This window comes from Leifsonia sp. HAY1-4F, assembly GCF_056755275.1.
The window spans coordinates 1-21,193 of sequence record NZ_JBNDHX010000066.1; the positions used below are offsets into that span (position 1 = coordinate 1).

Here is a 21,193-nt window from a genome sequence, read left to right on the forward strand (position 1 = left end):
GTGTGGAGTCATCGATGTTCGTCATCGGAAACTCCTCCTTTCATTGCATGTACTCTTACAAGTAAATGTATAGTTACATGCATGAACGCCGGAGGTCAAGCAGATCCGCCGATTCCGCCAGAAGCGGACATCGTCGCCATGATCGAGCACGCGCTGCTCGCCGTCCGCCGGGACCAATCCCGCCGGCGGCCGCCCTGGGCCGACGGCTCACCCCACAGCCACGACGGCGCCCACCCGCACGGCCACCATGGACCGTGGGGCGGCGGTCCTTTCGGAGGCGCGTCGCCGACCGGGGGTCCGTTCCCCGCCGGCCATTCGGGATCCGGCCATCCGGGAACCGATTCGGGAACCGGCCACCCGGGAAGCGGCTACTCGGGAACCGGCTACTCCGGAACCGGCCATTCAGACGGCAGCCCGGGTGCTGGCGGCAGCCCGGGTCCTGGAGGCGGCCCGGGTGCGGGAGGCGGCCCGGCCGCGGGCGGGTTCACCGGCGGTCCGCCGATCGTCGGTCCGTTCGGCGGCGGTCCGTTCGGCACTCCGCCCTTCGGCGACTCCGCACGCCCGGGACCGGGGCGCCGAGGCCGCGACGGATCCCTCGGCCGCATCGCGCGCGTCCGCATGCTGGAGGCGCTCGAGGCTGCGGAGTCCGACGGCCGCAGCCTCTCCGTGAGTGGCGTCGCGGAGGCCATCGGCGTCGACCAGCCGCGTGCCAGCCGCCTGGTTCAGGAGGGTGTGGAGCGTGGAGTGGTCCGGCGCGTGCCCGACCCGTCCGACGCCCGCAGGGCGCTCATCCAGCTGACGAAGGCCGGCCGCGCTCAGCTGCACGAGTTGCGGACGCACCGGCGCTCGGCGGTCGAGACGGCACTCGCCGGCTTCTCCCCCGAGGAGGCACGCACCTTCGCGGAGCTCTTCGACCGCTTCGTCCGCGCTTGGCCGCGGCCGGGTCCCGGTCCCGACTCCGGACCCGGTCCCGACTCCGGGCCCGATCGCCAGTCAGGTCCCGGTCCCGACTCCGGGTCCGATCGCCAGTCAGGTCACGGTCCCGACTCCGGGTCCGATCGCCAGTCAGGTCACGGTCCCGAAGCGGGACCCCCGGCCGACGCGGAGTCCTGACGCCGAATCCCGCGCCCGTTGCTGCGTCCGGTCGCCGGCGATGGTACCTTCCGGTGGGCCGACGTGGAGGGGACACGATGTCGAGAGCACGGATGGAAGCGTTCAGCGATGGGGTTCTCGCGGTCGCCGTCACCCTTCTGGTGCTGGACCTGCACGTCCAACCGACCTCCGGGGGACACCTGCTGGCCCAGCTGCTCGCAGCGTGGCCGTCCTTCGTGGCGTTCCTCGTAAGCTTCGTCGTCATCGGCGTCATCTGGGTGAACCACCACGCGATCGTGCGGCTGGCCGACTCCGTGGACAGGTGGCTGCTGTTCGCGAACCTGCTCCTGCTGCTGTTCGTCACGACGCTGCCGTTCGCCTCGTCGACGCTCTCCGGCGCGATCGCGGAAGGCGACGCCGCCGATATCCGAGTGGCTGCGGCGGTCTACGGCGGGGTCATGACCGGGATGGCGGTCGCTTTCACGCTGCTCTACGGACGCATCACCTCCATGCTGGTGGCTTCAGGCGCGATGGATCAGCGTGCCCGTCGTGCCCGGATGCTCCGGTTCAGTGCGGGCGTGCTCCTCTACCCGCTCATGACGGTCATCGGCTTGTTCTACGCCCCCGCGATGCTGGCCGCTTTCGCCGCCCTCAGCATCTACTACCTCTTCAACCAGACCGGCGTCTCCCACAACTGACGGGACGGGACGACCTCTCCCGCCGCCTCTCCCGACGCGCCTCCCGTCCGCCTCCCCGCCGACCCTCCCGGCGGCGACTGCGCCCTCACGTAACGTATGCCGCGCGTCGACCAGCCGCATTCGTTACGAACCACCGCACGCTCGCGGCGCAACCGGTCCGCCGGCGCCCGCGCCCTTCACGGAATGCGGCACTCGCAGCGCGACCGATCGGTCGGTGACTGCGCCTCGGCGGAACGAATGCGGCGGGGCGAGCAACCGCACTCGTTACGAACCACCGCACTCGCAGCGCGCCAGCGCGCCAGCTCGCCCGCGCGGTCCGTTCGGTCGGCGCTCGGCACCCGGGCAGCGGTCGCGGCCGGTCAGGACCCGGAGACCGACCGGCGCGGGGCCCGGACCGGCAGCAGCAGGGCGAGGCCGACCGCCAGCACCAGCACGATCGCCAGGATGCCCCAGAACTGCGCGCCTCCCACCGCGACGAACACCGCGAACAGTGTCGGCGCGAGGAACGAGACCGCCCGGCCCGTCGTCGCGTACAGGCCGAACACCTCGCCCTCCCGGCCGGCCGGCGTCACCCGCGCGAGGAACGTCCGGCTCGCCGACTGCGCGGGTCCGACGAACAGGCAGAGGACGAGTCCTCCGACCCAGAACGCCGCCGCCCCGAGATCATGGGTGAAGAACACGGCCAGCCCGGCGACGATGAGCCCGACCAGCGACGTGACGATGACGGTCTTCGGCCCGAACCGGTCGTCCAGACGCCCCGACAGGAGCGTGCTGACACCGGCCACGACGTTCGCTGCGATCGCGAAGATGATCACCTGGCCGCTGGTGAACCCGAAGGTGCCCTGCGCGAGGATGCCGCCGAACGTGAACACGCCGACCAGCCCATCCCGGAACAGCGCCGATGCGATCAGGAACAGCACGGTGTTGCGGCTCTCCTTCCACAGCCGCCCGACGTCGCGCACCAGCACCGCGTACGAGGCGAAGAATCCCACCCGCGGCGTCCGCGCGTTCGGCGGGATCTCGGGCACGGTGAACAGGACCGGGATGGAGAAGACCAGCGTCCACGCCGCCGCGATGAGCGCGATGATGCGGATGTTGAAGCCGCCCGCCTGGGGGACGTGCAGCAGCCCACCCTCGCCCGTCACCATCCCGAAGTACACGATGAGCAGTAGCACGATGCCGCCGAGGTAGCCGGCGCCCCAGCCGAAGCCGCTCACCCGGCCGACCGTCTTCGGCGTCGACACCTGCACCAGCATCGCGTTGTAGTTCACCGTCGCGATCTCGTAGAACACGGTGCCGATGGCGACGAGTGCGACGCCGAACAGGAAGTACGACGGCTCACCCACCACGAAGAACATCAGCGCCGTGACGACGACGACCATCCCGGTGTTGATTCCCAGCCAGAGCTTCCGCCGGCCCGTGCCGTCCGTCCGCTGGCCGAGCACGGGAGCGAGCAGCGCGACGACGGCGCCCGCGATTCCCACGCCCCACGCCAGCCCGCTCGACAGCACAGCGACGGCCGCCGCGTAGGCGACGTGGGCGTGTCCGGTGGAGGCTGTCTCCGCGTTGCGCGCGGCGACGATCGCGGGATCCACGAACAGGCTGCTGGTCAGGTACACCGTGAAGACGAAGGTGGTGATGACGGCGTTGAACGCGGCGCCGCCCCAGTCCCACAGCGCCCAGGACACCACCCATCGGCGGGGGATGCGGCGGTCGGTCGCGCTGTCCGCGAAGAGCGGGCTCGCCGGGCTCACCAGGGCGTCATCGCCTGCGCCCCGTCCCGGAACCTCGGTCGTCATGCCCTCACCCTAGAGCGCAGCACGCCGATGTCCCCACGACAACGCCGTCGGGACCGTGCGGGCTCGGATACGAGGACGGTGTCCGCAACGATTGCGGCAGCGGCCCGCTGCCCTAGGCTGGCGGCACACCGACGACGGAGGTTCCGTGACAACAGCCAGCATCGCCCCGAACCCGTACGGATGGGTCCGTCATGTGGTGGCCCGAATGGTCGTCGGAGCGCTGATCGCCGCCGCGCTGATCGGCGTCTACGCGGTGGTCCTCGGCCGCTTCGACGACACATGCTGGCGGCTCATCGGCACGGTCGCACTCTTCGTCTTCGTCGCGCTCATCTCCTGGTACGACGCCGACATCTCCGCTCGCCGCGCCGCCTGGTTCGGCGCAGTGAGCGTGGTCACCTCCGTGTACCTGTTCGGCGTCGGCCTGTGGAAGGTATGGTCGCCCACCTGGCAGATCGACGACCGCGGCGGGCCGTTCTGGTTCGCCCCCTGGTGGGAGCCGTTCGCCTGGTTCCTGCTCGTGCTCGTCACCCGCGCGGGGCTCCTGCACATCCATCTGGTGCTGAACACCCAGCGCCGGTTCACCGGCCCCCTCATGAGCAAAGTGACCGTCGCCACCCTCGTGCTCGTCGGACTCCTCACCGCGGGCCTGTCGCTGCCCCTCATCTGGACTCGCGTCGACTTCGGCGAGACGTACTGGCGCCTGGTGGCGGTGGTGGCGATTCTGGATGCGCTCGGCACGGTCCTCATCCCGCTCACCTACTCGCTCTTCGGGCCCAAGCGCCAGCATCCCGCGCCCTTCGCGCCGGCGCCTGCCCCCTTCGCTCCGCAGCCTGCGCCCTTCGCTCCGCAGCCTGCGCCCTTCGTGCCCCAGCCCGAGGCCTTCGCGCCGCAGCCTGCGCCCTTCGCGCCGCAGCCTGCGCCCTTCGCTCAGACGCCTGCGCCCTTCGCGCCGCAGCCTGCGGGCAGCTTCCCGGGCCAGGCTCCGTTCGATCCCTCTCGGTCGCCCGGCCCGTCCGTATACTCATCCTCCGCACCTGCAGCTGGACCCGATCCCGCGGCGCCCTCCATTTCCCCATACCCGCGACTCGACGCGCAGGGCGGACTCCGCCTCGAATGGCCTCGCTACATCAACGGAACACCGCTCCCGGCGCGCCCGGACGGCTCCCCCGACTTCACCGGCGTCGTCGGCTACTGACCCCGCCCCTCCACCGTCACGTCCTCGCCCTAGGTAGGCACTACCCGTCGCCCCCCAACTACTTCGCCGAAGTGCTCGTAGTTGCGCCCGACACGCCGGACGGCTCTGCAACAACGAGCACCTCGGCGAGGGACGGAGGGACGGAGTGGCCGCCACCCCCGCACGCAGCTCAACGAGCAGCGGGGAGGCTGTACACGGTCCCGCGGTGGTCGTCACCGCGCACCTGCCGGTGCAGGTTCTCCATGGTGACGTCGAGCTGGTTCGCCGTCACCGCGGCTGCCGTCAGGTCGCGCAGCAGACCCGCGGGCACCTCGCCGTCGTACTTGTAGTAGATCTTGTGCTCGAGGCTCGCCCAGAAGTCCATGGCGACGGTCCGCAGCTGGATCTCGACCGGCACCAGCACCGGCCCGTCGCTGAGGAACACCGGCACCTCGACGATGACGTGGAGGCTCTTGTACCCGTTGGGCTTCGGGTGCGCGATGTAGTCCTTCAGGCGCAGCACCCGCACATCCTCCTGGGCGGTGAGCAGGTCGAACACCCGGTAGACGTCCGACACGAAGCTGCAGACGATGCGGATGCCGGCGATGTCGGTGATCGCCTCGCGGATGGCGTCGAAGCTCGGCTCGCAGTTCTTCCGGATCACCTTCTGCTCGATGCTCTCGGGCGACTTGAGGCGGCTGGCGATGTGCTCGATCGGGTTGTAGTCGTGCAGTTCGGCGAACTCCTCGCGCAGGATGCTCACCTTGGTCGAGATCTCGTCGATGCCGAACTTGTACGGCATGATGAACCGCGCGAAATCGTCCCGGAACGCCTGCACCTCGCTCAACGTGGCGGGGTCGATGCTCTGAAGCGCCTCGATGGCGCGGGTCGAGAGGAGCGGCGCGGCGACGGGGTCCGTTTCCATGGACCCGACGCTAGCGACGGTGCTTGTGCGGTCGGTGTGAATCGCGACCCGGGCGGCACACCGGATGCCCCGGACCATCGCCCGGAGGGAATACCGGCCCATCCTTCAAAGTTGAGTCAACTGTACTCAAGTTTGAGGTCCGACGTCTTGACACCATCCCGCGTGGATGACAGTCTTGAGTCGTCGAGGCTCAAGTCTTGACCGCAGACTTTCACGGCATCCAGCCAGCAACAAAGGAGAGAAGCACACATGTCACGTGCAGTAGGTATCGACCTCGGAACCACGAACTCCGTCGTCTCGGTGCTCGAGGGCGGCGAGCCCACGGTCATCGCGAACGCGGAGGGCTTCCGCACCACCCCCTCGGTGGTCGCCTTCACCAAAGACGGCGAGGTCCTCGTCGGCGAGACCGCCAAGCGTCAGGCGGTGACCAACGTCGACCGCACGATCTCGTCGGTGAAGCGCCACATGGGCACCACCTGGACCCAGGAGATCGACGGCAAGAAGTACACCGCCCAGGAGATCTCGGCCCGCATCCTGCAGAAGCTGAAGCGCGACGCGGAGCAGTACCTCGGCGACACGGTGACCGACGCGGTCATCACGGTTCCGGCGTACTTCAACGACGCCGAGCGCCAGGCCACCAAGGAGGCGGGTGAGATCGCGGGTCTCAACGTGCTCCGCATCATCAACGAGCCCACCGCCGCGGCGCTCGCCTACGGCCTCGACAAGGGCAAGGAGGACGAGCTCATCCTCGTCTTCGACCTCGGTGGCGGCACCTTCGACGTCTCCCTGCTCGAGGTGGGCAAGGACGACGACTTCTCCACCATCCAGGTCCGCGCCACGGCCGGCGACAACCGCCTCGGCGGCGATGACTGGGACCAGCGCGTGGTGGACTGGCTGATCAAGCGGTTCAAGGACAGCACGGGCGTCGACGTCTCCAAGGACAAGATCGCCCTGCAGCGCCTGAAGGAGGCCGCGGAGCAGGCCAAGAAGGAGCTGTCGTCGAGCATGTCGACCAGCATCCAGCTGCCCTACCTCTCGCTGACCGAGAACGGCCCGGCCAACCTCGACGAGACTCTCAGCCGCGCCCAGTTCGAGCAGATGACCAGCGACCTGCTGGACCGCACCAAGAAGCCCTTCCAGGACGTCATCCGCGAGGCCGGCATCAAGGTCTCCGACATCGCCCACGTGGTGCTCGTCGGCGGCTCGACCCGCATGCCGGCCGTCTCCGAGCTCGTGAAGCAGGAGACCGGTGGCAAGGAGCCCAACAAGGGCGTCAACCCGGACGAGGTCGTCGCCGTCGGCGCCGCCCTGCAGGCCGGTGTCCTGAAGGGCGAGCGCAAGGACGTCCTCCTCATCGACGTCACCCCGCTGTCCCTCGGCATCGAGACCAAGGGCGGGATCATGACCAAGCTCATCGAGCGCAACACGGCCATCCCGACCAAGCGCAGCGAGACCTTCACCACGGCCGACGACAACCAGCCGTCCGTCGCGATCCAGGTCTTCCAGGGCGAGCGCGAGTTCACCCGCGACAACAAGCCGCTCGGGACGTTCGAGCTGACCGGCATCGCCCCGGCGCCCCGCGGCATCCCGCAGATCGAGGTCACCTTCGACATCGACGCCAACGGCATCGTGCACGTGTCCGCGAAGGACAAGGGCACCGGCAAGGAGCAGTCGATGACCATCACCGGCGGCTCGAGCCTGCCGAAGGAGGACATCGAGCGGATGGTGCGCGAGGCAGAGGAGCACGCGGCCGAGGACAAGAAGCGCCGTGAGTCCGCCGAGACCCGCAACCAGGCCGAGCAGCTCGTCTACTCGATCGAGAAGCTGATCAAGGACAACGAGGACAAGCTCCCGGAAGACGTCAAGAACGAGGTCCAGGGCGACGTGGACGGCCTGAAGACCGCTCTCGCCGGCGACGACGACGAGGCGGTGAAGACCGCGTTCGAGAAGCTCAGCTCCAGCCAGCAGAAGCTCGGCGAGGCGATCTACTCCTCGGCGCAGGCGTCGCAGGGAGCGGAGGCTCCGGCCGGTGACGCCGGCGAGGGCCAGCCGTCCGGAGGGTCGTCCTCCGACGACGAGGACGTCATCGACGCCGAGGTCGTCGAAGACGAGGAGAAGAAGTAACGATGTCGGGCCAGAACGGAGGCTCCCAGGAGCCGGAACGCGAGGAGCCGGTCGTCCGCGACAAGCGGAGGATCGACCCCGAGACCGGGAAGGTCCGGCAGCCCGACGGTGAGCAGAAGGCCGAGGACGCCGGCGAGCACGACCTCGCACACGAGGAGCTCGTCGACGTCGGACCGGTCGAGAGCGAAGACGAGGAGACCATCCTGAGTGATGACGACCTCGACATCCTCTCCGGGCAGACGACCGCCGAGCAGCTCGCCGCCGAGCGCCTCGCCGACCTCCAGCGGGTGACGGCGGAGTACGCGAACTACCGCAAGCGCACGGAGGCGAACCGCGAGCTCGAACGCGAGCGCGCGGTCGGCGACGCGGTGAAGGGGCTCATCCCGGTGCTCGACGACCTCGAGCGGGCCGAGAAGCACGGCGATCTGGGTGAGGGGTCCGCCTTCACCACGATCGCGGCGAAGCTCCGCACAGCGGTCGAGCGGCTCGGGCTCACACCGTACGGCGAGAAGGGCGAGCCCTTCGACCCGCAGATCCACGAGGCGATCTTCCAGCAGCCGACCCCCGACGTGACGGCCGACACGGTCGCCGAGGTGGTCGAGACGGGCTACCGCCTGGGCTCGACCATCGTCCGGGTGGCGAAGGTCGTCGTCTCGGTGCCGGCCTGACCCGGAGCCAGCGCGTCGCGGTGCACGCCGGGTTCGTGCAGACTTCATGCACGGTCCACAACATGATTCACAGAGAACGGAAGGGAGGCGCCCGTGGCTAGCCAGGACTGGTTCGACAAGGACTTCTACAAGGTCCTTGGCGTCTCCAAGGACGTCAGCGACGCGGACCTCAAGAAGACGTACCGCAAGCTGGCGCGGAAGTACCACCCCGATTCCAACCCCGGCGACACCGCCGCGGAGGCGAAGTTCAAGGAGATCAGCGAGGCCTACTCGGTCCTCAGCGATCCCGAGGAGCGCAGGGAGTACGACCAGATCCGCGCGATGGGATCCGGTGCCCGGTTCACCGCGCCCGGTTCGGGTGCGCAGGGCGGCTTCGACGACGTCTTCGGCGGGATGTTCGGCCAGGGCGGCGGGCAGCGGCAGTACTTCACGAATGCGGGAGGATACCCGCAGGGCGGCGACTTCGACGACGTGTTCGGCGGGCTGTTCGGCAACGGCCGCTTCGGTTCCACGACCGGCGGCTACCGCGGCTACGGCGGGCCGACCCGAGGCCGCGATGTGACAGCGCACACGACCATCGACTTCGTCACCGCCACGAAGGGCGAGACGATCACGCTGCAGGCGTCGGACGGCAAGCCGATCAAGGTGAAGATCCCGGCCGGCGTCTCCGACGGCCAGAAGATCAAGCTGCGCGGCAAGGGCCAGCCGAGCCCTGACGGAGGCGAGGCGGGCGACATCGTGCTGACCGTGTCCGTCCGCAAGCATCCCGTCTTCGAGCGCGACGGCCTGAATCTGCGGGTCAACGTGCCCGTGACGTTCACCGAGGCCGCGCTCGGCGCGACCATCGAGGTGCCGACGCTCGGCGGCGATCCCGTCCGGCTGCGTGTCGCGCCCGGGACCCCGAGCGGCCGTGTGCTGCGGGTGAAGGGCCGGGGCGTGGAGACCAGCAAGGGCACCGGCGACCTGCTCGCGGTCGTCCAGGTGGCCGTCCCGTCGCACCTGTCGGGCGAGGCGAAGGAGGCGCTGGAGGCGTTCGCCGCCAAGCTGCCCGAGGAGAATCCCCGCGACGACCTCTTGGCCAAGGCCCGGACCTGACCATGGACGAGAACAGCCAGGTCTTCGTGATCTCGATCGCGGCGGAGCTCGCGGGCATGCACCCGCAGACGCTCCGGCAGTACGACCGGCTGGGTCTCGTCAGCCCCAGCCGGACAGCCGGCAAGTCGCGCCGCTACTCGGTGCGCGACATCGCGAAGCTGCAGGAGATCGCGCGCCTCGGCTCCGAGGGCGTGAGCCTGGAGGGCATCCGCCGCATCCTGGAGCTCGAAGACCAGGTGACCGAGCTCCGTGGCCGGGTGCGCGAACTGGAGACGGCGCTCGCCGACGAGCTGCTCAACCGCCCGGGCCGCCGCGTGTTCGCGGCCGGCTCCGAGGGCGAAGTCGTGTCGATGCGCGCCGGAACGCGCGTCCGCCGCAGCAACCAGCTCGTCGTCTGGCGTCCCCTGGAGCGCTGACCGGAGTCGCCGCCGCACCGCGAAGTGCTCGTAGTTGCAGGGCGACACGGCGTGTCGGCTGCAACTACGAGCACTTCGGCAGAGGTTCCCGAGGGAGACCGGCCCGCCAGCCCCCGGCGGGGGCCGCTCACAGCGACGACACGCCCTGGCCGACGTAGAGGGTGTTCTGGATGCTGTGCGCCTCGCCGGCGGCGATGTCGCGGTCGATCCCGGCCCGCACCTCGCGCATGAGCTTGTGCAGCTCGGCGTGCTTGGCGGGAATGCGCGCGTGGTGGGTGCTGTCCCAGAGGTTCGACACCGGGAGGCTGTCGCCGGCCTCCACGGCGAGCGTCCACTCCTCGGTGGTCGCCACCGCGGCGAACTCCGACTGCATGGTCACCAGGACGCTGCGGTGCAGCGCGTCCGCCGAGATCGTCCCGGCCGCGTTCACGAGGTCGAGCGTCCCGGTCGCGTCGGAGAGGAATTCGACCGTGAAGCCGAGCTCGGCCGCATCCCGTGCCGTTCCGGCGCAGCAGTGCTGGGTCATGTATCCGGCGATGGCGACTGTGTCGACGCCGGCCGCACGCAGCCACTCCTCCAGGTCCGTTCCGGGGAACGCCGAGACGGTGCTCTTGGTGATCACGTGCGCGGGCTTCCGGTGGAGGATCGTCTCGTGCAGCGCAGCACCCTCCGAGCCGCGCGCGAACACCGGCGCGCCCTCCGCTTCGATGTGCTGCACCACGACCACGGGCTGGCCGTGGTCGTCCGCAGCATCCCAGGCGATCTCGATGTTCGGCAGGGAGGTCATCAGGTCCGGGAAGCAGACCGGCAGGTTGCCCGTCACGTACTCGTTCTGGACATCGATCACGATCAGCGCGCGCTTCATGGGAGCACTCTAGTGCCGCGGCGGGCAGAGGTAGGCTGGTGCCGGCCGAACCGCCCACAAGGCGCGCACGCCCACGCGATGAAGCACACCGAGTCCCACGAGGAAGCGACGATGAGAGCCCTGTTCAAGAGGGAGGCCGCGCCCGGCCTCGAGCTGGTCGACGTCCCGGAGCCCGAGATGGGGCCGGAGGACGTCCGCATCCGCATCCTGCGCACCGGGATCTGCGGCACCGACCTGCACATCCAGCGCTGGGACGAGTGGGCGGCGTCGGCGGTGAAGGCCCCGCTCATCCCCGGCCACGAGTTCTACGGCCAGGTCATCGACGTCGGGCCGTTCGTCCACGACGTCGCCGTCGGGGACCTGGTGTCCGGCGAAGGCCACATCGTCTGCGGCACCTGCCGCAACTGCCGCGCCGGCCGCCGGCAGATGTGCATCCGGACGAAGGGCGTCGGCGTGCAGCGCGACGGCGCGTTCGCGGAGCAGCTTGTCCTGCCTGCGACGAACGTCTGGGTGCACCACAGCGCGATCGAGCCGGAGGTCGGAGCACTGTTCGACCCGCTCGGCAACGCCGTCCACACCGCGCTCGCGTTCCCGGTCGTCGGTGAGGATGTGCTCGTCACCGGATGCGGCCCGATCGGCCTGATGGCCATCGCGGTCGCCCGCCACGTCGGCGCCCGGTTCATCGTCGGCACCGACATCAGCGCGGCGCGCCTCGAGCTCGCTCGCGGGATGGGCGCCGACTTCACCGTGGATGTGTCCCAGCACGACATCCATGAGGCCCAGGCCGCGCTCGGCATGCGCGAGGGATTCGACGTCGGCTTCGAGATGAGCGGCGCTCCGACCGCGCTGCCGTCGATGATCGAGAACATGAACCACGGCGGCCGCATCGCGATGCTCGGGCTGCCCTCGCACACGATCGCGATCGACTGGGGCATCGTCGTAACGCACATGCTCACCCTGAAGGGCATCTACGGACGGGAGATGTTCGAGACCTGGAACGCCATGGGCGCCATGCTGCAGACCTCGGCGACGCTGCACGACGCCATCGCATCCATCGTCTCCGATCGCTTCCCCGCCCGCGACTGGGAGAAGGGCTTCGCCGCAGCGGCTGCCGCGGGCGGAGGCAAGGTCATCCTCGACTGGACGGAGGTCTAGCCATGTACGGACGCTTCCGCGACCACATCGCGACGCAGCTGACGGAGATCGAGGAGGCCGGGCTCACCAAGCGCGAGCGCAGCATCCACGGGCCGCAGTCCGCGCTGATCACCGCCGACGGGCAGGAGGTGCTCAACTTCTGCGCGAACAACTACCTCGGGCTCGCCGACCACCCCGTGCTCCGGGATGCGGCGAAGACCGCCCTCGACGACTGGGGCTACGGGATGGCCTCGGTGCGCTTCATCTGCGGCACCCAGGAGCAGCATCTGGAGCTGGAACGCCGGGTGTCGCGCTTCCTCGGCACCGAGGCGACCATCCTCTTCTCGTCCTGTTTCGACGCCAACGGCGGGGTCTTCGAGACTCTGTTCGGGGCCGAGGACGCGATCGTCTCCGACGAGCTGAACCACGCATCCATCATCGACGGCATCCGCCTGTCGAAGGCGCAGCGGTATCGCTACCGCAACCGCGACCTGGCAGACCTGCGCGCCCAGCTGGAGGCGGCGCGGGATGCGGGAGCGCGGTTCACGGTGATCGTGTCGGACGGCGTCTTCTCGATGGACGGCTACATCGCGCCGCTGGCCGAGATCTGCGATCTGGCCGACGAGTTCGGCGCGCTGGTGTTCGTGGACGACTCGCACGCCGTCGGGTTCATCGGCGAGCACGGCCGCGGAACCCCGGAGCTGTGCGGCGTCTCCGACCGCGTCGACATCTACACCGGCACGTTCGGCAAGGCGCTCGGCGGGGCGTCCGGGGGCTATGTCTCCAGCCGCCGCGAGATCGTGGACCTCCTGCGCCAGCGGGCGCGTCCGTACCTCTTCTCGAACACCCTGGCGCCCTCCATCGTGGCCGGGACGCTCGCCGCGCTCGACCTGCTGGAGCAGTCGGACCACCTGCGGGCGCAGCTGGTCGCCAATGCCGAGCTGTTCCGCGGGCTCATGACGGAGGCGGGATTCGACCTGCTGCCGGGGGAGCATCCCATCGTCCCGGTCATGTTCGGGGATGCGGCGCTCACCGCCCGCATGGCCGACGAGATGCAGCGCCAGGGCGTCTACGTGACCGCGTTCTCGTACCCGGTGGTCCCGAAGGGGCGGGCGCGCATCCGCGTGCAGCTGTCGGCGGCGCACACGGAGGACGAGATCCGCCGCTGCGTGGATGCCTTCGTCGCGTCCCGTGCCGCCGTCGCCGGATGAGGCGGATACGGAGGTAGTGCGGCCGGCCCTCCGCCCGGCGCTCCGCCCGACGTCTGCGGAAACGGAGGTGATGTGTCCCAGCCCTCCGCCCGGCGCTCGCGCAAAGGGAGGTGATGCGGCTACCGTCCGCCGGGATCGCCTCCCTTTCGCGCCTGAGCGCGGCGAGTCGCCCGGATCCGCCTCCGTTTCCGACACGGGATCGCGGCGAGTCGCCCGGATCCGCCTCCGTTTCCGACACGGGATCGCGGCGAGTGGCCCGGGTCCGCCTCCCTTTCCGACGCGGGGACGCATGCCCCCGACGGCCCGGGTCAGTCCTCGAGGGAGGCCCGCGCGCGGTGGCGGGCGACGAGGATGCCGCGGCGTGCGAAGAAGAGCGCGAGCCCGGTCACGAGGAAGAGCGCGAGCGCGATGAGGTCGACCAGGGCGACCGTCCCGCCGACTGCCGCCGCCTGGACCAGGCCGCAGGCGGACGGAGTCTGCCCGGCGGTGCACAGGAAGCGGTCGCTCGCGCTGGTTGCTCCCGACGTCAGCCAGCCGCCGATCAGCTTGTTGTAGCCGGTCTCCAGTCCACGGACGAGCGTCGGACCGCTGTGCCCCTGGCCGGGCACCGCCCAGTACGTGACCGCCCAGCCCGCCTGCTCCGCGGCGGTCGCAGTGGCCTCGACCTGCGGCCGGAACTTCGGGTCCTCCGCACCGGCGACGAAGACCGCGACGGTCGGTTGCGGATAGTCCCGCGACGCGAGGATGTTCGCCGGCCAGGTCTTCTCGTATGCGATCTGGCTTCCGCCGAAGAACGTGTCGCGGGTGAGGACCGGGAGGTGCTCGCCGGGCTTGTCCGGCCCCGAGACGTCGATGAGGGCGCCCCACTTCTCGGGATGCGCTGCCGCGAGGTACGTGGCGCACTCGCCGCCGTGCGAGAAGCCGGCGATCACGCGCTCGGCCCGGTCGCGCGATGCCGGGAGGTTCGCGTCGATCCAGGCGGGCACATCCTGAGACAGATAGGCGTCGAGCTTGCCGGCCGACGTGTCGGCGCAGGGCGGGTTCTTGCTCTGTCCGCCGAGCTGGTCGACGACGAGCACGAAGGGCGCCTGGGCGAGCCGGTCGTCGCCGAGGCTGTGCAGGGCGTCGAGCGTCGCGCCCAGCGTCGGGTCGCCCGGCTGGCCCATCATCATCTCGACGACCGGGCGCGTTGCGCCCGGGTCGCGCAGCCAGCCCGACGGAACGAAGAGGTGCGCGTCGCGAGCGCTGAATCCGGATGCCGTCGGCGGGATGTGCACCGCCAGCTCGTAACCGTCCGCGAGCGTCTGCCCGGTCACCGGGATGCTGTGCCCGGCCACGGTCGCCACCGCGAACGCCGGTGCCGCGGCGATCCCGGCCACGGCGACGGTGAGGAGGGCGGCGGCCGAAGCGATGCCGATTCGCACGGCCCTGTGCCGCGAGGACTGGATGACGTCCCCGATGGCCAGCGGCAGGACGGTCGCGGCGAGGACCACGATGAACCAGCCGGGCCCGGCGAGGTCGGGCCGGGGGAGCAGGAGTACCCCGAGCAGCACCAGCCCCACGCCGATGAGCTGTCCGGCCACCACCGCGATGACGGTCGCCGTCGCCCGGAACCGCACTGCCCGGCGCACAAATCGGAACGCCGGGTAGACGCCGGCAGCGACGAGCGCCGCAGCGAGCCAGAACAGTGGGGACATACCCGTCAGTCTACGGATGGGCCGCCTCCTGCCATGCCCCCAATTCGGGCATCTGCGGGGCTTCTGACCCGAATTGGGGTAAGAGCGTCGGCCTCGCCGCCTGCTCGGGAAACAGCCGCACGGGGGACCCGGAAGCCTCGAGGACAGGAGCGCGACCCCCGACTCGGATGCTGCGGGTCCAGGCCTCTGCGACACTGGGAGGCGTGCCTTTCGCAGCCCTCGGCTTTCCGTACGAACGCCTCCGCCGGTGGCCGGACGTCGAGGCTCCCAACCTCTTCGCCTCCGACGCGGCCGATCGGCTGCTCGCGGACCTCGCCGGGGAGGCGGTGCTCGCGCCCGGCCTGGTGGTCATCGGCGACGGCTACGGCGCGCTCACCCTCGCGGCCGCCGCGCACGGGGCGCGTGGAATCCGCGTCCACCAGGATGCGCTGACCGGCGAGCGCGCGCTCGACGCCAATGCCGCCGCCCTCGACCTCACCGGTGCGTACGAGCACCGCGCCCTCGACGCCGGGCTGGTCCGCGGTGCGCGCACGGTACTCCTGCGCCTCCCGCGCAGTCTCGACGGTCTCGACGAGATCGCGGGCCTGATCGCCGAGCACGCGCATCCCGAGGTCGTGGTCCTCGCCGGCGGGATGCTGAAGCACATGACCGTCGCGATGAACGAGGTCCTCGGCGGGTTCTTCCACACGGTCGAGGCCTCCCTCGCCCGGCAGAAGGCCCGCGTCCTCACCGTGCGCGAGCCGCATCCCGCATCCACGACCCCCGGACCGCGCTGGCCTCGGCGCTCGCGGGACCCCGAATCCGGCCTCTGGATCTGCGCCCACGGAGCGGCCTTCGCCGGCACCTCGGTCGACATCGGCACGCGCTTCCTGCTGAGGGTCCTGGACGATGCGGTGCCGGACGCGCACACGGCCGTCGACCTCGGCTGCGGGACGGGGGTGCTCGCAGCGGCGCTCGCCGTCGCGCGGCCGGGGCTGCGTGTCGTCGCGACCGATCAGTCCGCGGCGGCCGTCGCGTCCGCCACTGCGACCGCGGCAGCGAACGGGGTGGCCGACCGGGTGACCGTGGTCCGGGATGACGGCCTCGCCTCCCAGCCGGACGTCTCGGCCGAGCTGATCGTGCTCAATCCGCCGTTCCACATCGGCTCCGCCGTGCACACCGGTGCCGCGCTCCGGCTGTTCGCCGACGCCGGCCGCGTGCTGGCTCCTGGCGGCGAGCTCTGGACCGTCTGGAACTCGCACCTCGGCTACCGCGCCGCGCTCGAGCGCAGCGTCGGCCCCACGCGTCAGATCGCACACAACGCGAAGTTCACCGTCACCGCATCCCGCAAGCGCCCCTGACCCTCGTACCGTCCACCCCCACCATCGAGTACACGAAGATTGGACGCGACACGCCGCGGGAGCGTGCAATCTTCGTGTACTCGATAGTGGGGCTCGGGCATTCGCAGGAGGGAGGGGTTAGGCGGCGAGGACCTCGCGGACGCCGGAGACGACGAGGCCGAGGGCACCCTCCCGGCGCGACCGAGTGGCGGCGACACGCGAGGGGATGATGTGCGCCAGCACGGGCTTGCCGCTCGCGGCGAAGGATCGCCACTCCGCCGCTTCCGCCGTGTAATCGAGGCCCAGCCAGCTCCAGCGTTCCTGGGTGGAGGCGAAGAGCGTCCGGTCCGCGGCGACCTCGGAGCCGTAGTAGTACCCCCACGTGCGATACCCGCGCGCCCGCGCATCCACGGGCCAGGCGCGCGCTGTGCAGTACCCCTTCGCGACGAAGGTGGCGGTGGGATGCGCCACTCGGCCCATGAGGTCGAACAGCTCCCCGAAGTGCTCGACGGGCACCACTTTCGGGTCGACCAAGATCGTGTGCGTGCGGCCGTAGGCGTCCGCAAGCTCCTCGAACCGCAGGTAGGGCTGCCGCGGCTGCGTCCGGTCGTTCGTCTCGGCAGCGGTGATCGTGTGCTGCTGCACCTCGCTCCACGTGTGGTCGGCGGCGCGGAATCCGGTGGTCCCCGAGGTGCGGTCGAGGGTCTCGTCGTGGAGGCCGAACCAGACGCCGTCCGCCGTGCGGGCCAGCGAGATCTCGAGCGCGTTGACGCCGAGCGCGACCGAATTGTGGTAGCCCTCCATCGACATCTCCGGCCAGTCGAGCGACCCGCCGCGATGAGCCACCGTGAAGCCCGGACGGGTCGTCAGCCGGTCGACGAGGAGGCCGTCAGGCGATCCGTGCGGCTTCGGAGTCGCCGCAGGGCCGTTCGGAGAGCCGGGGAACCGGGGCAGAAGCACGGCCCCGCCGACCGCCGCGGCGAGGACCGCCGCCCCGCCGGCAACCCCGCCGATCATCGCGCGACGGGAGATCCGCCCCGGTGCGTCCCCGTGCGCGTCTCCCCGACCGTCCTCCGCGGGCGGGGTGGCGGAGTCCTCGTCGTCGGGCATGCAAAACCCTAGGCATCGCATCCTCATCCGATCAAGCGGACCGGTCCGGGAGTGTTCGCGAACCGATCCGGGAATCGCCACCGCATCCGCGGCGAACCTCCATTTTCGCAACGCTTTCAGCCTCCAATCCGTAACCCGACAACCGAATCCGTCGTAAAACGCTTGTCCTCACGGCTGGATGTTGCTAACGTCCCCCTGTCGCACACCGGCGTTGCCCTTCGCCACCCGACCCCGCGACCCGTGAACCAAGGGAGAGCAATGACGCAGACCAGTTCCCGGCCGGACGCCTCATACGGCGGCGGCGGACCCGAACCGGACGAGCACCGCCACGCGCTGAAGGCCGACGGCGTCACCGCAGCCGGCTCCATCGTGATGGCCGTGGCCGGAAGCGCGCCCGCGTACTCGATCGCAGCCACCACGGCGACGCTCGTCGGCGTCGCGGCCCTCGGAGCACCGGCCGCCCTGCTCTGGTGCGGCATCCCGATGCTCGGCATCGCCTGGGCGTTCCTCTACCTCGGGCGGCTCGACGTCAACGCCGGCGCCGCCTACTCGTGGGTCGCGCGGGCGCTGCACCCCATCCTCGGCTTCCTGTCCGGATGGGCGCTCGTGATCTCGGCGACGATCTTCATGATCGCGGGCGCGCTGCCCGCCGGCTCGATGACGGTCTCGCTGTTCGCGCCGGAGCAGGCGGACAACACGCTGCTGGTCACCGGCGTCGGCGCCCTCTGGTTCCTCGTGATGGCGGCGTGCGTGCTCTTCGGTGTCCAGGTCACCGCTCGCGCGCAGTGGATCATGTCGGTGATCGAGGTCGGCATCCTGATCGTCTTCGCGGCGCTCATGATCGTGCGCGCCGCGACCACCGCGCACGCCGGACCGTCCTTCTCCTGGGACTGGCTCGGGTTCCAGCACCTCACCGGGCCGGGCGTCTTCGTCTCGGCAGCACTCATCGCCGCCTTCTACTTCTGGGGCTGGGATGTCTCGGCCAACCTGAACGAGGAGACCAAGGACGGCCACAGGAGCGCCGGCTCCGCCGGCATCATCGGCGTGATCATCGTCTTCCTGCTGTTCGAGGTCTTCACCATCGCGACGCTCGTCATCCTCCCCGAGAAAAAGATCGAGGCCAGCGGCGCCAACCTCCTCTCGGTGCTCGGCGACGCGGTCTGGCCGGGGATCGGCGGCAAGATCCTGGTGATCGCCGTCGCGCTCTCGACCATCGCGACCCTGGAGACCACGCTCATCCAGGTCACCCGCACCCTCTTCTCGATGGGACGCGACAACACCATCCCGAAGATCTTCGGAAGCATCCACCGCCGGTGGCGCACGCCGGCGTTCGCGACCCTGATCGTCGTGGGCGTCTCGCTGCTGTTGTTCCTCGGTGCGAACCTGCTCGGGCAGACGGTCGGCGAAGTCCTGAACAACGCCATCCTCTCCATCGGCATCCAGATCGCGTTCTACTACACGCTCGCCGGCGTGGCCGTGGTGGTCGCGTACCGGCGGGTGCTGTTCGCCTCCGCGAAGAACTTCATCCTGATCGGGCTGTGGCCCGCCGTCGGGGCGATCTTCATGGGCGTGATCTTCGTCATCGGCATCGTCCAGAACTTCCAGAACGATGCGATCGTCGTCAACGGCCTCGGACTCGGGCTGATCGTGCTTGGCATCGTGCCGATCCTGATCTTCTACCGCAAGGCGCGGGAGTACTACACGCGCCGCCCGCTCGAACTGCCCGAGGAGCTCGACGCCGCAGCCCCGCCCAACGTCGACGACCGGGACCCCGCCGTCCGCTGACCCCACCCCGACGCCCACCGCGTCCCACCATCGAGTACACAAAGACTGCACGCTTTCCCCCTCGGGAGCGTGCAGTCTTTGTGTACTCGGCGGTGGGGCGGGACCTAGAAGTCGTCGTCGCGCCGGCGACGCGCCGGGGACTCGAGGAGGGAGAGGATGAAGAGCAGGGCGAGGAGCGCGAAGATGCTCAGCGCCGCGATCAGGTCGCTCCAGGTGAACGGGATGAGCTCACCGTCGATCGAGAGGACGAACACCGTCTCCACCACGCCGAATGCGACGAAGAAGACGCCGAGCAGCGTGCGCGTCAGCTTCACGTTGTGCCCGCGCCGGTGCAGCTCCACGCGGCGCAGTTCGACCATGAGGCTCAGCAGCAGCAGCGGCAGGACCTGGGCGAGCGTCGCGGCGGTCGCACTGTCGATCAGCACGACGCGGAGCGGGGCCGGGTACACCATGGGCGCCAGGGTACTCGTCAGGTGCCACCGGGATCGAGGGCGAGTCCGGGTGGAATATCCCCTCGCGCAAGAAAGTTGAGCCTAGTAGACTCAAGTTTGCCCAGAATGAAGATGGGGAAGGGAACCAGATGGCGAACATGCAGGGTGCGCCCTCCACGCAGGAGGAGGCTAAGAGCGCTCTCGAACAGTACGGCGTGAACCTCACGGAGATCGCCAAGAGCGGCAAGCTCGACCCGGTGATCGGGCGGGACGCCGAGATCCGCCGGGTCAGCCAGGTGCTGACCCGTCGCACCAAGAACAACCCCGTGCTCATCGGCGAGCCCGGCGTCGGAAAGACGGCGGTCGTCGAGGGCCTCGCCCAGCGCATCGTCGCGGGGGACGTGGCCGACTCGCTCAAGGGGAAGCAGCTGGTCGCGCTCGACCTGTCCGCACTCGTCGCCGGCGCGATGTACCGCGGCCAGTTCGAGGAGCGTCTGAAGGCCGTCCTCAAAGAGATCAACGACGCCGAGGGACAGATCATCACCTTCGTGGACGAGCTCCACATCCTCATGGGGGCGGGAGGCGGCGAGGGGTCCGTCGCGGCGTCCAACATGCTGAAGCCGATGCTCGCCCGCGGCGAGTTGCGGCTGATCGGCGCGACCACGCTCAACGAGTACCGCGAGTTCATCGAGAAGGATGCGGCCCTCGAGCGCCGCTTCCAGCAGGTGTACGTCGGCGAGCCGTCGGTCGAGGACACGGTCGCCATCCTCCGTGGGCTGAAGGGCCGCTATGAGGCTCACCACGGGGTCACGATCGAGGACTCGGCGCTGGTCGCCGCCGCGTCCCTGTCCAACCGCTACATCACGGCACGCCAGCTGCCCGACAAGGCCATCGACCTCATCGACGAGGCGGCGTCGCGCCTGAAGATGGAGATCGACTCGGCACCCGTCGAGATCGACACGCTCCAGCGTCAGGTCGAGCGGATGAAGCTGGAGGAGTTCGCCCTCAAGAAGGAGAAGGACGAGGCCAGCAAGGAGCGCCTGGGGCAGCTGCGCGAGCGCCTGCACGAGCAGGAGGATCAGCTGGAGGAGCTGCAGGCCCGCTGGCGCGCCGAGAAGGCGTCGCTGAACCGCGTGGGCGAGTTGCGGTCGCAGCTCGAGGAGGCCAAGACCCGGCGCGACCTCGCTCTGCGCGACGGCCGCTACCAGGAGGCGTCCCGCATCGAGTACGAGACCATCCCGGGCATCGAGCGGGAGCTGGCCGAGGCCGAAGCGGCCGAGCACGACCACCCGCGCATGGTGAACGAGCAGGTCACGGCCGACGACATCGCGGCCGTCGTCGCCGCGTGGACCGGCATCCCGGTCGACCGCCTCACCCAGGGCGAGACCGAGAAGCTGCTGAACCTGGAGCACGAGCTGGGCCGGCGGATCATCGGCCAGAAGCGGGCCGTGCAAGCGGTGGCGGATGCGGTGCGCCGCACGCGCGCCGGAATCTCCGACCCTGGACGCCCGACTGGATCGTTCCTGTTCCTCGGCCCGACCGGTGTCGGCAAGACCGAACTCGCGAAGGCGCTCGCCGCGTTCCTCTTCGACGACGAGAAGGCGATGGTCCGCATCGACATGAGCGAGTACGGGGAGAAGTTCTCGGTCT

The 21,193-nt window shown here is 69.8% G+C and carries 18 protein-coding genes; 12 read left to right on the forward strand and 6 right to left on the reverse strand.

What is annotated here, in order from left to right; genetic code table 11:
• Positions 1–81: 81 nt before the first annotated feature.
• On the forward strand, positions 82–1,113 hold the full coding sequence (locus ACPYOG_RS12955) for a MarR family winged helix-turn-helix transcriptional regulator (RefSeq protein WP_481294606.1): 1,032 nt from the start codon (positions 82–84) through the stop codon (positions 1,111–1,113).
• A 77-nt stretch (positions 1,114–1,190) separates the two neighbouring features.
• Positions 1,191–1,790 carry a TMEM175 family protein gene (locus ACPYOG_RS12960; RefSeq protein WP_481294607.1) on the forward strand — a complete coding sequence of 200 codons (600 nt, stop codon included), beginning with the start codon at positions 1,191–1,193 and terminating at the stop codon, positions 1,788–1,790.
• Between the two features lie 359 nt (positions 1,791–2,149).
• Here ACPYOG_RS12960 and ACPYOG_RS12965 read toward each other — a convergent pair whose 3' ends face one another.
• Positions 2,150–3,589 carry an MFS transporter gene (locus ACPYOG_RS12965; RefSeq protein WP_481294608.1) on the reverse strand — a complete coding sequence of 480 codons (1,440 nt, stop codon included), beginning with the start codon at positions 3,587–3,589 and terminating at the stop codon, positions 2,150–2,152.
• Between the two features lie 145 nt (positions 3,590–3,734).
• On the opposite strand from ACPYOG_RS12965, the gene ACPYOG_RS12970 reads away from it, so the two are divergent.
• On the forward strand, positions 3,735–4,784 hold the full coding sequence (locus ACPYOG_RS12970; RefSeq protein ID WP_481294609.1) for a hypothetical protein: 1,050 nt from the start codon (positions 3,735–3,737) through the stop codon (positions 4,782–4,784).
• A 169-nt stretch (positions 4,785–4,953) separates the two neighbouring features.
• Here the strand turns inward: ACPYOG_RS12970 and ACPYOG_RS12975 are convergent, their stop codons facing one another.
• Entirely contained in the window at positions 4,954–5,688 is a 735-nt protein-coding gene (locus tag ACPYOG_RS12975; protein ID WP_481294610.1) for a GTP pyrophosphokinase, read from the reverse strand.
• Between the two features lie 249 nt (positions 5,689–5,937).
• Here ACPYOG_RS12975 and dnaK point away from each other — a divergent pair, with 249 nt between their 5' ends.
• The 4 genes from dnaK to ACPYOG_RS12995 all read left to right on the forward strand — a co-directional run bounded on the left by dnaK (position 5,938) and on the right by ACPYOG_RS12995 (position 9,991).
• Positions 5,938–7,812, forward strand: a complete 1,875-nt coding sequence (dnaK, locus tag ACPYOG_RS12980; RefSeq protein ID WP_481294611.1) for a molecular chaperone DnaK — start codon at positions 5,938–5,940, stop codon at positions 7,810–7,812.
• 2 nt (positions 7,813–7,814) lie between these two features.
• Positions 7,815–8,480 carry a nucleotide exchange factor GrpE gene (locus ACPYOG_RS12985; protein ID WP_481294612.1) on the forward strand — a complete coding sequence of 222 codons (666 nt, stop codon included), beginning with the start codon at positions 7,815–7,817 and terminating at the stop codon, positions 8,478–8,480.
• A 93-nt stretch (positions 8,481–8,573) separates the two neighbouring features.
• Positions 8,574–9,575: a DnaJ C-terminal domain-containing protein gene (locus ACPYOG_RS12990; protein ID WP_481294613.1), complete on the forward strand. Its 1,002-nt coding sequence runs from the start codon at positions 8,574–8,576 to the stop codon at positions 9,573–9,575.
• 2 nt (positions 9,576–9,577) lie between these two features.
• Positions 9,578–9,991 (forward strand): heat shock protein transcriptional repressor HspR, encoded by a 414-nt coding sequence (locus ACPYOG_RS12995; RefSeq protein WP_481294614.1) that lies wholly within the window; start codon positions 9,578–9,580, stop codon positions 9,989–9,991.
• Positions 9,992–10,118: 127 nt separating this feature from the next.
• Here the strand turns inward: ACPYOG_RS12995 and ACPYOG_RS13000 are convergent, their stop codons facing one another.
• The gene (locus ACPYOG_RS13000; protein WP_481294615.1) at positions 10,119–10,856 is read right to left on the reverse strand and encodes a cysteine hydrolase family protein; all 738 of its coding nucleotides are present in this window, start codon (positions 10,854–10,856) and stop codon (positions 10,119–10,121) included.
• Positions 10,857–10,967: 111 nt separating this feature from the next.
• Here ACPYOG_RS13000 and tdh point away from each other — a divergent pair, with 111 nt between their 5' ends.
• On the forward strand, positions 10,968–12,011 hold the full coding sequence (gene tdh / locus ACPYOG_RS13005) for an L-threonine 3-dehydrogenase (RefSeq protein WP_170857555.1): 1,044 nt from the start codon (positions 10,968–10,970) through the stop codon (positions 12,009–12,011).
• 2 nt (positions 12,012–12,013) lie between these two features.
• Positions 12,014–13,201 carry a glycine C-acetyltransferase gene (locus ACPYOG_RS13010; RefSeq protein ID WP_481294616.1) on the forward strand — a complete coding sequence of 396 codons (1,188 nt, stop codon included), beginning with the start codon at positions 12,014–12,016 and terminating at the stop codon, positions 13,199–13,201.
• A gap of 308 nt (positions 13,202–13,509) precedes the next feature.
• Here the strand turns inward: ACPYOG_RS13010 and ACPYOG_RS13015 are convergent, their stop codons facing one another.
• Positions 13,510–14,898 carry an alpha/beta hydrolase gene (locus tag ACPYOG_RS13015; protein ID WP_481294617.1) on the reverse strand — a complete coding sequence of 463 codons (1,389 nt, stop codon included), beginning with the start codon at positions 14,896–14,898 and terminating at the stop codon, positions 13,510–13,512.
• 203 nt (positions 14,899–15,101) lie between these two features.
• Between ACPYOG_RS13015 and ACPYOG_RS13020 the strand changes: the two genes are divergently transcribed.
• Positions 15,102–16,238 (forward strand): class I SAM-dependent methyltransferase, encoded by a 1,137-nt coding sequence (locus ACPYOG_RS13020; RefSeq protein ID WP_481294618.1) that lies wholly within the window; start codon positions 15,102–15,104, stop codon positions 16,236–16,238.
• A 117-nt stretch (positions 16,239–16,355) separates the two neighbouring features.
• Here ACPYOG_RS13020 and ACPYOG_RS13025 read toward each other — a convergent pair whose 3' ends face one another.
• The gene (locus ACPYOG_RS13025) at positions 16,356–17,327 is read right to left on the reverse strand and encodes a glycerophosphodiester phosphodiesterase (RefSeq protein ID WP_481294619.1); all 972 of its coding nucleotides are present in this window, start codon (positions 17,325–17,327) and stop codon (positions 16,356–16,358) included.
• Between the two features lie 258 nt (positions 17,328–17,585).
• Here ACPYOG_RS13025 and ACPYOG_RS13030 point away from each other — a divergent pair, with 258 nt between their 5' ends.
• Positions 17,586–19,112, forward strand: coding sequence for an APC family permease (locus ACPYOG_RS13030; protein ID WP_481294620.1), 1,527 nt, complete (start codon positions 17,586–17,588; stop codon positions 19,110–19,112).
• Positions 19,113–19,216: 104 nt separating this feature from the next.
• Here the strand turns inward: ACPYOG_RS13030 and ACPYOG_RS13035 are convergent, their stop codons facing one another.
• Positions 19,217–19,564, reverse strand: coding sequence for a hypothetical protein (locus ACPYOG_RS13035; protein ID WP_481294621.1), 348 nt, complete (start codon positions 19,562–19,564; stop codon positions 19,217–19,219).
• A gap of 128 nt (positions 19,565–19,692) precedes the next feature.
• Here ACPYOG_RS13035 and ACPYOG_RS13040 point away from each other — a divergent pair.
• The coding region (locus tag ACPYOG_RS13040) for an ATP-dependent Clp protease ATP-binding subunit (protein ID WP_481294622.1) at positions 19,693–21,193 on the forward strand (1,501 nt) is incomplete at its 3' end.